A 12824-nucleotide genomic window follows, 5' to 3' on the forward strand; every position below is an offset into this window, starting at 1 on the left:
CCTCCCCGTTCGCGCTCACGCGGCCAACATCAATCGTCCCCGTCCTTGGCCGATTTGTCCGGCACCTGGAAGTTGCGGAACGACATGCCGCCGGCACTGCCGATGCTCTCGACCGGCAGGCCCAGGTCCTTCAAAAGCCCATCCACGAAAGCGACCTGCGTACGGTATTTCATGGCCGAGTTCACCACTCGGTCGGTCATGCTGCCGCCATCACCCCCACCATTGCCGCTGCCATTGCCGCCGCCGGTCTCCGACGGGCTGTTGAGGCCGGGCAACCCGTCGACCTGCAGGATCTTGATCGAGTCGATCCGCTCCATCGGCTTGACCGTCTCGCGGATGATGCTCGGCAGATTGCGTACCAGGTTCTCATAGATGGCGCTGCGCCGGCTGGCATCGGACCGCAGATTCTCGGATTCGTTGAGCAGCCGCTGCCCCTGCGCTTCCTTGGCATAACGCACCTCCGCCGCATTGGCCTCGGCGATATCGGCCTGGGCGCGCATTTCGGTCGCCTCCCGCTCGGCCTTAGCAAGGGTCACCAGCCGCTGCGCCTCCCGCTCGGTCTTGGCGGAAGCCTCGATCAGCTCGATGCGCTTGAGGCGGTTGGCCACCTCCTCCTGCTTGGCGCTGGTGATTTGCTCCTCGACCGCGGCTTGCGCCTTCCAGGCCTCCGCCGCCTCGGTCCTGGCATAGGCTTCCTCGATCGACTTGTTGATGACCGCGATCAGCCGCTCCTTATCGACGATCTCCACCTCCTTCTGCTGCTCGATCTCGAACCGGTCCACGAACTTCCGCGCGGCAATGCGCAGCTCGTCAATCTCCCGGTTGGCGGTGATGCTCGCATCCTCGATGGCGCGGAAAGCCGACGTCTCCGCCAGCTTGATCTTCTGGTTCTTGGCGATCTCGAGCTGGACGATCTCCTCGTCCTTCGTCAGCCGCTCCAGGTCCACATTGTAGCGCCTGAGGATGCGCGCCTTCTCCTGCTCCGCGTCCGCCAGCTCGTTGGTAATACGGATCTCCTTGTCCCGCTGCACCGAGAGGATCTCGATCAGCTTGGTCGTTTCGATGCGGCTGGACTCGACCTCCTTTTCTCTGGAGAGCCTGGCTTGGTCGACCTCCGCTGCGGCCGTGGTCTCGATGATCGAGATATCCTGCCGCGAACGGATCTCGAATTCTTTGATTTTGCGCTCGTTCTCGATGCGCTCGGCCTCGATCGCCTGGCGCGAGAGGATCCGCTCCGTCTCCAGCGCCTTGCGCGAGTTGATCTCCGTGAGTTCCGTCTCCTTCTGCCGCTCGATCTCCAGCGCTCTGATCTCGTTTGCAGTCCTGATCCGCTCGGCCTCCACCAGCCGGTCCCGGGCAATACGGATCCGTTCCGCCTCCTGCTCGGTCTTGACCTTCGCCGTCTCGATGCTGATGGCGGCGTTCGAGCGCTCCTCCTCGATGGCCGCCTGCTCGGCCGCCCGCCGGATCTCGATGGCGCGCGCCTGCTCGATGCGCGCATATTCGAGATCTCGGTCGATCTCCAGCGCCCGTTGCTCGGTCTCGTAGTCCTTGAGCTTGATGTCGATGCGCGCCTCATTCTCGATGCGGTTGCGCAACCGGCGGCGTTCCTCGATCTGCTCGGTGAGCTGGGTCAGGCCTTCCGCATCGAACGCATTGGCCGGGTTGAACACGGAAATATCGGTCTGGTTCAAGCTGGTGAGCGCCGCATTCTCGAGCTCGAGCCCGTTGGTCCCCAGCGTCTTGGCGGCAATGGCGGACACCTCGCTCATGAACCGGCCACGATTGGCGTGAATCTCTTCCATGGTCATGGTCGCCGCCACCGCGGAGAGCGCATCCACGAACCGCCCTTGCACGATCTCCTTGAGCTCCGCCCCGTCGCGGGTGCGCTCGCCAAGTGTGCGGGCCGCGATCGACACGCCCTCTTCCGTCGGGATCACCCGCACGAAGAACTCGGCGATCAGGTCGATGCGCATCTTGTTCTTGGTGATGAGCGACTGCTCGCCGAGGCGCCGGATCTCGACGGGAATGGCGTTCATGTTCACCCGGGTGATATCGTGCACGATGGGGATGATGAGCGCCCCGCCGCCCATGACCACCCGCTCCCCGCCGAGGCCGGTGCGCACGAAGGACTGGTCCTTCGACGAGTGCCGGTACAGCCAGTGCAGGAGATAGACGCCGATCGCGATCAGTATCGTGATCAGAATGACAATGGCTATGACATCTGCGCCAGTCATGGGTCGGGTCCTCCCTTACATCCGCTGCCGCAAACCCGGGCGACAGGGCATCTTTTTCAGCCTCAGAAGCGCTCCTTGCCGGCCGCGGCCAGAACGATCATCGAGACGGTTATGAGATTGACGAGATCGGCCAGCGTGTAGAGCACGATGACGCTGCGCGCGTGCCCCGCGCCGATCACCACGTCGACGAAGAAGAGAATGGGGTAGATGGCCCAGCCGATGGTCAGGATCAGCCGGATCCAGAAATAGCCGAGCCGGATCGGCCGCGACGACTTGCGCACCGCCTCGCTCATCGGCCCGAAATACAGCTCGCCCAGGATGTACAGCCAGAAGGCGATCGACAGGAGCACCCCGAGGGTCGGGTTGAAGATGCCGGCATCCCCGAGATAGCGGCAGAGCACCATCAGGATCGCCGCCGCCACGGTGCGCCAGAACACGCCCACCGGCACCGGCCCGGCGATCCGGGCGAGGAAGAACACGGAGGCGACCTGGATCGGCTGCACCACGAACCAGCCCACATAGCGCGGTGCTGAGGTCATTTGCTGGGTTGAGAACCAGATCTGCGCCGCATCCAGATAGTGCAGGCCCGAGGCGAGCAGCGCCACGCCCGACAACGCCACCGGCACCCGCCAGCGGTCGGCAACCCAGCTCAAGCCCAGCAGCGCAAGCACCGCGGTGGCCAGCGTCGCCACGGTGGCGACCCCGAACGAGGTGCTGACCACGTCGCTGGACTGGAAGAGGGTTCCGAACATCGCGCTTCCCCTATACTTGCGACCTGATATGCGGGGCGCGGCCATAGAGCGCGACCATCGGCAGGATCAGGAGACCGAAAATGAATTGCTGCCACTCGTATTTGAGGCCGATGCCGATCAGGAACGCGCTCAAGACCTGCAGCACGAGCACGCCGATCACCGTGAAGCCATAGCCGCCATAGCCGCCCATCAGCGAGGTGCCGCCGATCACCACCGCGGCGAGCGTGGTGAACAGGTACGGGTCGCCCACGCCGATAAAGCCGCCGCCGCTCCAGCCCAGCAGCAGCGAGCCGGTGAGCGCCGCGAAGAAGCCGCTGATCGTGTAGGCCAGCGTCCAGTACTTGAACTCGGAAATGCCGATCAGCTTTGCGGAGCGGCGGTTGCCGCCCAGCGCATAGATGTAGCGGCCATAGGCCGAATAGCGCAGGCCGATGATCACCAGCGCCGCCAGCAGGATCCACAGGAAGATGGTCGGCGGTACGGCCAAGCCGAAGGTGCGCCCGTTCATGGCCGCAAGGTTCTGCAGCCAGGGCGGCACCGTGCCGAACACATTGCCGAAGAAGGACGAGCCGATGCTGGTGAGGATCTGAACGAGGCCCGCCACCGCGAAGCCCATGCCGAGCGTGAGGATCAGCGCCTGTCCCTGCAGGCGGTACGAGAGCACCCCGTTGAGGAAGCCGATACCCGCCCCGATCGCGAGCACGATGACCAGCGCGAGCCATGGCGGCACGCCCAAGCCGATGAGGTAGAGCAGCCCGATATTGGAGGCGCCGATCACGAACGGGATCGACAGGTCGAGCCCGCCGAGCAGCGCCACCAGGGTCTGGCCGATCGAAGCGATGCCGAGGAAAGCCGCAAACAGCAGTACCGCCCGGATATTGGCCGCCGAGAGGAAGCCGTCGATGGTGAACGCGCTGATCACGATCAGCGCCAGAAGCACGGTGAGCCCGATGAAGGCGCTTCGCCCATGGGCGAAGCGGCCGGCCACCTTGAAGGCGAACAGCAGGATCGCCTCAAGCAGCAGGAAGGCGATCAGATTCTCGAGGGTGCGGAAGGCCGGCACCGACGCGGTGATGATGAGATAGGCGAGCAGCAGCAGGCCCATGGAAATGATCAGCGCCCGGTTGTGCCGCCACAGGCCCCGGGCACCGACCGGCGCCTGCGGCTCTTGGGCTGCCTCGGCCTCGACCGCCAATCGGCGCGGCCGCTGCTCGAACACCACTGCGATGTAGTTGAACAGCCAGAACAGCACCGCCACCGAGAGGACGGTGTAGAGGATCACCACCTGAGCGCTCAGCCCCTGGGCGAAACCGAGCCCGAAGCCGATCGCGCCGATGACGAAGGTGACCGCCAGGTTCAGCCAGATCAGGAATGATGATCGCGGCACGAACAGAGGGCGGGCGCTGGCCGGCTGGTTGGTCATGGCTGCTCACCTTGCGGCGCAGCACCCGTGGCCATGGGTAGCGACCTGTTCTGGCCCGCACGGCTCTGCTCGGCCACCACGAAGAACAACAGCAGAATGAGCGCCGACACGAACACATAGAGAAAGGTGCCGAGCCGTACCGAGATCGCCTCCGCCACCACCAGCCGCGCCGTGAAGGTGAGCAGCACTAGGATCGCAGCCGCTCCGAACAAACCCTGCTGCAGGGGCGTGAGATTGGCAATGCCCACCGCAGCGGGATCGGCCGGCAATACCAGCAGATACCGCGTCAGCAATGGCGCACTCTGCGGCTCGGAGGCTGGTGCGGCCGCCGTTGCCGCCTCAGCCGAGGCGCGCGGCGTCGGAACATAGATCTCGGCCGTGCTCACCTGCAGCATGATGCCGACGACGATCGCCCCCAGCACCACGAAGGCCCCGTAAGGCGAGATGAACGAGATGTGCCGGCCGATGATCGGCACCAGGAGGGTGAGCAGCAGCGATAGAACCAGGATCAGTCCGTAGAACAGCTGGGTCACGAAGGCCTGGGTGGCGCCGAAATTGAACGTGGCGAGCACATAGCCGATGAGGAACAGGTTCACCGCCCCGAGCAGCGCGCCGGTCACCCCGCCGCGCCCGCCAGCCAGGCTCACCCCGCCCAGCACCAGCGCCGTCACCGCCGTCAAGGTCATGGTGGTGCCCTGGGTCGGATCGCCCGAGGCGATCAGCGCCGTATAGCAGATCGCGCCCAGCCCTACGAACAGGCCGGCGATCACATGGGCGCCGAAGCGCACGATGTTGATGCGCACCCCGCTCGTATAGGCGGCGCGCTCGTCATAGCCCATCAGGCGCAGGTTGCCGTAGAACGAGGTGAGGGTGAACAAGAGCCAGCCGCCGGTCGCGATCAGGATGATCAGCAGGATGGGCGAGAAGATCGTCATGCCCAGGCCCCAGGTCGCCATCCATTCCGGCGCCGTGCCGCCCGGCCGCGGCAGGATCACCAGATTGATGCCGGTGAGCGCCAGGAATCCGCTGAGCGCCACGATGATCGGCTGCACCCTCACCACGATGATCACAGCCGCGAAGATCAGCTGATAGATGACCCCGATGCCCAGGGCGACCACGAACACACCCAGCGGCGAGGTCACGAGATCGAGCCCGTTCAGCTTGACGATGGTGACATTGATGAAGGCGAGCAGCGGCCCGACCGCCAGGTCGACCGTGCCGCGGCCGGCCACTGCCAGCGCCATCAGCGCATAAGTGGCCATGATGAGCGGCGCGGCAACGATGATGGCGCTGCCGAAGCCCGAGAGCGAAACCAGATGGGGCCCGCGGATCACCGCGATGCTCAGCAGCACGGCGATCAGCAGGATCGGCACCAGCAGATATGCGTTCTGAGAGCCCCTCGGATCCGACATCGGATGCTCTTCTTCCCCGAACCGAACGGACGGATGGCAGACCCTAGAAGTCGATCACCCGCCGTCCCTCGCCAGGTCGCTCGCTACGGCCGCTCGAGCGCAGCTCCACCAGGTTCGACCGACCAGCAAGACCGGCCGCTTGGCCCCGCCGCTCCGGATCGAGGCTGATGATCTTCTTCAGCACCGGCGAGACCACCTCCTTGAACTTCGCCGGGTCCTCCGACGTCGGGAAGTGACCACCGCTGAAGATGATGCATTCCGCGTTCTTGACCTTCTCGGCCGTCCGCTCGGTCATCTCCGGCGTGCAGGCGAAGTCGTATTCACCGGTCAGGAAGAAGATCGGCACCTTGCCCGAGATCTTGTGGCACTGGTCGCGGAAATCGGAGTCGACGCTGTAGAAATAGAGGTCGCCCTTGAAGATGCCGGGCCCGCCTTGCGCGTAGTACCACCAGGTCTCCCAGCGATATTCGTCCGGCGATTCCGGCGACATCAGCCCGAACACCGAGGTAGCCACCACCTCGCCGCCATGGATGTGCGGATGATGCAGCGGATCGATCCACCATCCGGGTGAATAGTCGCAGGCTTCCAGCGCGATGAGCGCCGAGAACTCATTCTCGTATTTCAGCGCCAATGCGAGGCATACATTGCCGCCCATCGACTGGCCCATGATCACCGGCTTCTTCAGGTCGAGCGCGCGACAGAAGGCGACGATGAACTCGCTGTAGAACCGGGTGGTGAGCTTGTACTCTTCCTCCATCAGGTAATAGTCCGAGGGCGGCAACGACTTGCCGTGCCAGGGCATGTCGAAAGCGATAACCCGAAAATTGGCGGTGATATCGGGATCGCACAGCTGGTGCCGATACTGCCGGCCATCTGTGCCGGCCGTGTGCAGGCAAACCAGCGGAATGCCCTCGCCGTTCTCCTCGTAATAGGTGCGGTACGTCTTGCCCTCGCACTGGACATAGACATAGCGGCCGACAATGGGATCATGGGTGTTCATGCGAATGCCTCCTGCGGCGCCAGTCGCATCGGACCGAAAAGTGGGTACCGGTTTTCGGAGGATCCGATGCGCATCCAAAGAGCGATAGCGGTGGTTCTGTTCATGAGAACCACCGCTCTAAACTTGTCTCATCAGCGAAAGCATGCGGGTGAGCGCCCGCAGATTCTGCCAGAACGGAAGGGTGTTGCCCTCGATCACCAGCTGCTTGTGCAGCGGATGCGCCATGGCCCAAATGTCGTTGAACATCGGCGGCGGGATCTGCTGGGAGAACTTGGCCCAGGCGCTGCTCGGCGCCTTCAGCGCGAATTCGTAGCCCATGTCATTGGTGGTGAGGCCCTCCGCGATGCGCTGGATCTTGCCGCCGCGCACCTCGATCAGATATTCGGTCTCGTCCACACCAAGCACGAACCGCCCGGTGAAGAAACGGCCGATCACCGGCAGGATGCGGTCGTCGTTCACGCAACGCGCCCAGCGCTCGATCCACTCCAGATCGAAGCTTTTCCGACTGCCATATCTGTTGCTCATCCGATCCCTCCTCAAACCCCGAAACACATGTGGCACCCTCAACTGGGCAGCGGCTTCTTGGCGGGCCCGTAGACCGCGACGAAGGACGCCTGCTCGATCGTCACCGGCATGACCGCGGCGGCGAAGGCAGTCAGGTCAGCATCCGGCGCCAGGGCGAGCTGCGGAGCCTTGAGCGCGTAGAGTGTGAACACGTAGCGGTGCTGACGGTCGGGCGGCCATGGGCCCCCATAGCCGCGGCCGAAGCCCCGAATGGCGAAGGTGACGAAGTCGCTGTTGAGCTCGACCGCCCCGACCGGCATCAGCGCGGTGCCTGAAGCCCCCTCCGGCAGCTCGCGCACATCAGGTGGGATGTCGTGCACCAGCCAATGGGCGAAGGCGCGCGGGAAGTTGAACGCGTCCGGCAGGTCAGGATCGGTCATGCTCAGGGCAAAGCTGCGGGTGCCTTCCGGCACGCCCGACCAGACAAGGCGCGGCGACCGCTTGTTGTCCTCCGCGAAGCGCTCAGGGATGAGCGCGCCCGGCGGAATCTCAGGGCATTGCAGGCTGAAAGGCGCGACCGGCACCATCTCGGCCGGAGCCTTGCGCGGCGACGGCATCACCGGCCGCGGCATCGGCCGGCCATTCTCGAAACGCAAGCCACCGCCACCGGCCACCGCCCGCACAGGCTTCACCTCGCCCATTTCGACATTCTCGTTTGCCGCTTCGCCGGGCAGGCGCGCGGTGGCCCGGCGGCCGAACATGGCGTTCAGAATGGCATGGGTGTCGTACGGCGGTTCGAACTCCGCCCAGATCGAACCGTTGCGGAACACGTGCACCCGAGTGCACAGATTGAGGAACTCCTCGATCTCGCTCGACAGGAACACGACCGCATTGCCGCGCAAGGCATAGTCCTTGAGATTGCGGTAGAGATCGAGCTTGGCCCCCACATCGATGCCGCGCGCCGGATCGTTCAGCACCAGTACGCCCGGCTTCTCCGCAAACGCGCGGGCGATCAGCACCTTCTGCTGGTTCCCGCCGGACAGGGAGGTAATGGCGTTGTCCCGGTCGCCCATCTTCACCGCCAGCTTGTCCGACTCCCACTCAAAAACGGGTGCGAGCTTGTTGCGGCTGATCAGGTTCAGGACACCACCGACCTTATATTCCTGATACACTGGTAGAAGTAAGTTCTCGAAGATGCTGAGATTGGCAAATATTCCTTCCTTCTTCCGATCGCCGCTCACATAGCTGATCTTGTTGTCGCGCGCCGAGTGAAGATCGGTGACCTCGCTGGCCGTCCTGTCGCGGATCACGGCGATGCGGCCGTCACGGAGCCGCTGAATGCCCGCCAGGCAGCGTACGAAATCGGCCTGGCCTTGGCCGTCGAGACCGGTAACCCCGATCACCTCACCGGGATAGAGCGTGAAATTGATCGTCGCCGCGTCCGGCCACACGCGGCCATCGGTCACCCGCAGCACCGGGCTCGGGCTCTGCCGCTCGGGCACCGGCTGGCCCTGCTCGGCCTTGTCCCGCTCCGGCCCGGCGATCAGCTCGAGAATGCGCGCTTCGGTGATCTCGTGCTTGTCGAGGCACCCCACGTCCACCCCGTCGCGCAGCACGGTGGCCCGGTCGGCGATGCGTACAAGTTCGGCGATGCGATGGGTGACGATCAGGATACTGGCGCCGCCTTTCTTCAGCTGGCGCATCTTGCGGAACAGACGCTCGGTCGCATCGAAATCGAGCGCCGCTGACGACTCGTCCAGAATCAGCACCTTGGGCTCGGCCAGCAGGGCGCGGGCAATGGTGATCCACTGCTTGATGCTGAGCGGCAGCTCGCCCACCAGAGTGGACAAATCGAGGTCGAAGCCCAGCAGTTCGCGCATGAGTGTGCCCGCCTTGGCGCGCTTCTCCTCCTGGTTCATTGACGCGCCAAGCAACCCATCTGATCCGAGATAGAGATTGTCCAGCACCGAGCACTCGTCCGCGACCAGCACCTCCTGGAACACATTGGCGATGCCGAGCAATCGCGCTTCGTAAGGCGAGGTGGCCGCCTTGCCGAACACGGCTACCTGGCCGCGGTCCGGGATGAGCACCCCGGAAATGACCTTGGCCAGGGTGCTCTTGCCGGAACCATTGCCGCCGATGATCGCATGCACCTCGCCGGCATAGGCCTTGAGATTGCATCCCCCCAGCGCCACGGTCGGCCCGAAGGTCTTCCACACCGAGGAGATTTCGACGGTCGGATAAGCCATTGCACGCCCGACTCATTCCTGGCCAAGGCACGGTTGCTCGAACATTGTCGCAGCCAGAGCCGCCCCACGAGGGAACAGGGCGGCTCCGGTTCTTGCTCACTTGCCGTGGCTGGCCGGATCGTAGGCCTCGGGATCGGCTGGCCGGAGGAAGAACTGGTCGAGGTATTCCTTCCCGGCCCAGTTCTCGATGCCGACATTGTACCAGCCGTCGGAGTCCTCGTTGCAGTTCTCGTCCAGCACCGTGGACAACTGCTCGAACGTCAGCACCTGCGGCTTGGTCAGGATCGACTGCACCTTGGGCCCCTGCCCCTGCAGGGTGCGCATCATGATGTTCCAGCCCATCTCGAAGTCGTCACCAGGAGGCCAGGCCTGGATCGCCGCGCTCACATAGTCCGGGTTCTTGCGCCAGTAGCACAAGGCGCCGAGCTCGCCACCGATAGTAATCGGCACCATCTCGCGGCCGCTCTGCTTGAGCGCCCGGATCGCGCCAAGTTCTGAAGCCGACTGGATGATGATCCCGTCGAGCTGGCCGGGATTGGTGGCAAGCCAGCGCTGGATCTCGGCCTGGGCAATCTGGTCCGTCCACATGCCGGCGACCTGACCCACCACCTTGACGTCAGGATATTTCTCCAACGCCTTGAGTACGCCCACATTTTGCGAGTCGGAAGCAGAGGCGCCCGGAATGCCTTCGACGATCAGCACATTGCCCTTGCCACCGATTTCCTTCGCCATCCACTCGCCGAGCATATGACCGCCGACCACGAAATTCGCCGAGGAGTTCACCGCATAGGGCGAGGTGAGATAGCCCACTGCGGAGAACACCGGCACGCCCCGCTGATGGGCATATTGGACCGTCTGGTTCAGGGCCGTCGGGTTCGAGCAGCAGACGATGATCGCGTCGACCCCCTGGTCCACCAGCTGGCGCATCTGCTGGATCTGCACGGAGTCGTTCAGGTTCGACTGGGTGATGATGACATCCTCGATCAGCCCGAGCTTCTTCCATTTCGGGATGATCTCTTCCTGCAGCCGCTTCATCACGTCGGCCCGCCAGGTGTTGCCGGCATAGGAGCTGGCATAGCCGATTTTCCAAGGCGGCGGGTTCTTCGCCTTCCAGTCGCGGTAGGCGCTCTCGCCCACCGGCTGCATCGGGTCGATCATCTCGGGATTGTAGAGCTCGTCCCGGATCTGTTGCGGCAGCTCGTCCACGCCGGCAGCCTCAACCGGAGCCCCAGCAGCGATCGCAATGACAAGCGCAGCCGACCGCAACCACGTTGCGTATGGAAGTGCCAATTTTTCCTCCCTGGTTGTCTCAGCTTGAACTGCCGCGACATTATTTGACCTTCTCACTATCAGCTAACGGACCGAGCTAGCGGTAATACATTTTCTCGATATTCCATATACACGCTCGGTATGGATGGTCGCTGCGCCCGCAAAGTTGCTGCTCGCTAAACGGAGCGGTCGCCCAGCATTTCGACGGGCAGTATGCTGACCGTCGAGTCTCGAGGCTGGACCACCAAATAGACCCGGCTGCCCTCATGCCCGGAAAAGGGACCTTGCACCGTCGCAACTGACGTCAAGCCCCACATGCGCTAATGTAAATGCAGGATGCGGCCACCGAATGAGACAATGCAGGTGGACGGGTTCATGGGTGCACAGATCGGCGGCGGGAGCTCATAAGGTTAGTGGCGCAGGCAGGGGGAAAAGCAGGCCGACCTGACGCGACGTCCTCCGCGTTGGGAGCGCCGAAGGCAGCGTTGTGGCTTACAGCAGCGCTGCTGCTTGCGCTTTTGCTGGTGTCGGGCTTGCTCGTCTGGCAGAGCTATCGTGATGCCGTGAGCACCGCGCAGGCTCGTGCGGAAGGCGGCGCCCAGATTATTGGGGCGCACATAAAGTGGCTATCCGAGGCCGCTTACCAGGCCCTGCAGCGTATCGACGAGGCATTGGGCGCACAGCCCAACATGGTCACGGCCGGCAGTGTCGGCGACCTCGACAAGGCCGTTGCCGCCCTCCCGCGGGACGTTCGCGCCTGGGTCTTCGACGTCAATGGCGTCACCGTGCTTACCAACGACACCACCGATGCCCAGCTGCGCGTTGCGGATACCGAGTTTTTCCAAACTTTGAAGGCCGGCCAGACTTGGCACGTCAGCACATTGATCAACGACCGGTTCAACAAGCGCAAGGTCTTCATCATCGGCCGGCGACTGGAGCGAAACGGCAGGTTTGTGGGTGCCGCCGCCATCGTCATTCCCGCGGATCTTCTGTCGGAGTTCTGGTCGACACTCAATCTCGGCCGCGATTCAACCGCCGGTCTCATCCGCAGCGATGGCTGGCTCGTCGCGCGCCATCCGGTCCCCGAGGACACGATCAATCTGAAGAACTACATGCTGTTCACCAAGCATCTGGCCCAATCGCCCGCCGGATCCTATTCGGCCAGCGCCTCGCCCGCCGATGGTGTGTCACGGATCGTCGGCTTCTATACCGTTCCGGGCCTGCCTCTCATTGCGATCGCCGGGGTGTCGAAAAACGCGGTATGGGATCGGTTTCGCGCTCAGATCGGCTCGGTTGCCGTGATTGCGGTTCCGGCGGTGCTTGGTTTGCTGGCCTGCTCCCTCTGGGTCTCGGTGTTGCTCCGTCGTTATGAACAGCAACGCCGGCAGCTTGCAGAGGCGCTCGAGCAGAACCGTATTCTTTTCCAGGAGATGCATCACCGGGTGAAGAACAACCTGCAGACCGTGGTCGCGTTGGTGCAGATGCATGGCCTGCCAGGTGAGATCAAGCGGGACCTCGCCAACCGAATCGGCGCAATGACGGCTGTCCACCAGCAGATATACATGTCGAACCGGCTGGGCAGCCTCGATCTGGCGAGCTACATCGATGACCTTGTCGCAAGCCTCCGGCAAAGCAGCCCCGAGAACGTCCAGGTGACCTCGACACTGACCCCGATTGAGGTGCCGTCGGACAAGGCGGTGCCCCTTGGCCTCATCATCAACGAGGTGATGGCGAACGCCTTCAAACATGCGTTCCCGGCAGGGCGGCCGGGCAATATCGCCATCTCGCTGGAACGCCTCGCGCCGAATAAGGCGCGCTTGCAGATCAGGGACGATGGTGTCGGCTTCGATATCGCCAGCGCGTCCCAAGGCATGGGCAATCGCCTGATCCAGGGCCTGTCGCGGCAGATCGGTGCCGATTATGCCTTTGAGCGCGATGGGGGCACTGTCTTCACCCTCACCTTGCCGATCTAACCGGC

Annotated in this window: 9 protein-coding genes; 1 reads left to right on the plus strand and 8 read right to left on the minus strand. The window is 63.6% G+C overall.

Going from position 1 to position 12824, the window contains the following annotated elements; genetic code table 11:
* Positions 1–29: 29 nt before the first annotated feature.
* The 8 genes from E4P09_RS09760 to E4P09_RS09795 all read right to left on the minus strand — a co-directional run bounded on the left by E4P09_RS09760 (position 30) and on the right by E4P09_RS09795 (position 10867).
* Positions 30–2237 carry a flotillin family protein gene (locus E4P09_RS09760; protein WP_137389432.1) on the minus strand — a complete coding sequence of 736 codons (2208 nt, stop codon included), beginning with the start codon at positions 2235–2237 and terminating at the stop codon, positions 30–32.
* 62 nt (positions 2238–2299) lie between these two features.
* A complete protein-coding gene (locus E4P09_RS09765; RefSeq protein ID WP_170984337.1) occupies positions 2300–2989 on the minus strand; it encodes a bacteriorhodopsin in 690 nt (229 codons plus the stop codon).
* Between the two features lie 10 nt (positions 2990–2999).
* Entirely contained in the window at positions 3000–4412 is a 1413-nt protein-coding gene (locus tag E4P09_RS09770) for an ABC transporter permease (protein ID WP_239025112.1), read from the minus strand.
* Positions 4409–5824 carry an ABC transporter permease gene (locus E4P09_RS09775; protein WP_137389434.1) on the minus strand — a complete coding sequence of 472 codons (1416 nt, stop codon included), beginning with the start codon at positions 5822–5824 and terminating at the stop codon, positions 4409–4411. The genes E4P09_RS09770 and E4P09_RS09775 overlap by 4 nt, the downstream gene beginning before the upstream one ends.
* A 43-nt stretch (positions 5825–5867) precedes the next feature.
* Complete coding sequence (locus tag E4P09_RS09780; RefSeq protein WP_137389435.1) at positions 5868–6824, minus strand: alpha/beta fold hydrolase; 957 nt, start codon at positions 6822–6824, stop codon at positions 5868–5870.
* 117 nt (positions 6825–6941) lie between these two features.
* Positions 6942–7349 (minus strand): hypothetical protein, encoded by a 408-nt coding sequence (locus tag E4P09_RS09785; protein ID WP_137389436.1) that lies wholly within the window; start codon positions 7347–7349, stop codon positions 6942–6944.
* Between the two features lie 38 nt (positions 7350–7387).
* Positions 7388–9577, minus strand: a complete 2190-nt coding sequence (locus E4P09_RS09790; RefSeq protein WP_137389437.1) for a YbhB/YbcL family Raf kinase inhibitor-like protein — start codon at positions 9575–9577, stop codon at positions 7388–7390.
* 96 nt (positions 9578–9673) lie between these two features.
* Positions 9674–10867, minus strand: a complete 1194-nt coding sequence (locus E4P09_RS09795; protein ID WP_205042078.1) for an ABC transporter substrate-binding protein — start codon at positions 10865–10867, stop codon at positions 9674–9676.
* 464 nt (positions 10868–11331) lie between these two features.
* Here E4P09_RS09795 and E4P09_RS09800 point away from each other — a divergent pair, with 464 nt between their 5' ends.
* A complete protein-coding gene (locus E4P09_RS09800; RefSeq protein ID WP_137389438.1) occupies positions 11332–12819 on the plus strand; it encodes a sensor histidine kinase in 1488 nt (495 codons plus the stop codon).
* Positions 12820–12824: the final 5 nt, after the last annotated feature.

Origin of the sequence: Rhodoligotrophos defluvii (genome assembly GCF_005281615.1) — a bacterium.
In the GTDB taxonomy this organism is placed as follows: Bacteria; Pseudomonadota; Alphaproteobacteria; order Rhizobiales; family Im1; genus Rhodoligotrophos; species Rhodoligotrophos defluvii.

What these genes read in the sequence shown, in the direction of transcription:
- E4P09_RS09770 (WP_239025112.1), bottom strand. Translation starts at nt 4,412, where the DNA reads ATGACCAACCAGCCGGCCAGCGCCCGCCCTCTGTTCGTGCCGCGATCA.
- E4P09_RS09775 (WP_137389434.1), bottom strand. Translation starts at nt 5,824, where the DNA reads ATGTCGGATCCGAGGGGCTCTCAGAACGCATATCTGCTGGTGCCGATC.
- E4P09_RS09780 (WP_137389435.1), bottom strand. Translation starts at nt 6,824, where the DNA reads ATGAACACCCATGATCCCATTGTCGGCCGCTATGTCTATGTCCAGTGC.
- E4P09_RS09785 (WP_137389436.1), bottom strand. Translation starts at nt 7,349, where the DNA reads ATGAGCAACAGATATGGCAGTCGGAAAAGCTTCGATCTGGAGTGGATC.
- E4P09_RS09790 (WP_137389437.1), bottom strand. Translation starts at nt 9,577, where the DNA reads ATGGCTTATCCGACCGTCGAAATCTCCTCGGTGTGGAAGACCTTCGGG.
- E4P09_RS09760 (WP_137389432.1), bottom strand. Translation starts at nt 2,237, where the DNA reads ATGACTGGCGCAGATGTCATAGCCATTGTCATTCTGATCACGATACTG.
- E4P09_RS09765 (WP_170984337.1), bottom strand. Translation starts at nt 2,989, where the DNA reads ATGTTCGGAACCCTCTTCCAGTCCAGCGACGTGGTCAGCACCTCGTTC.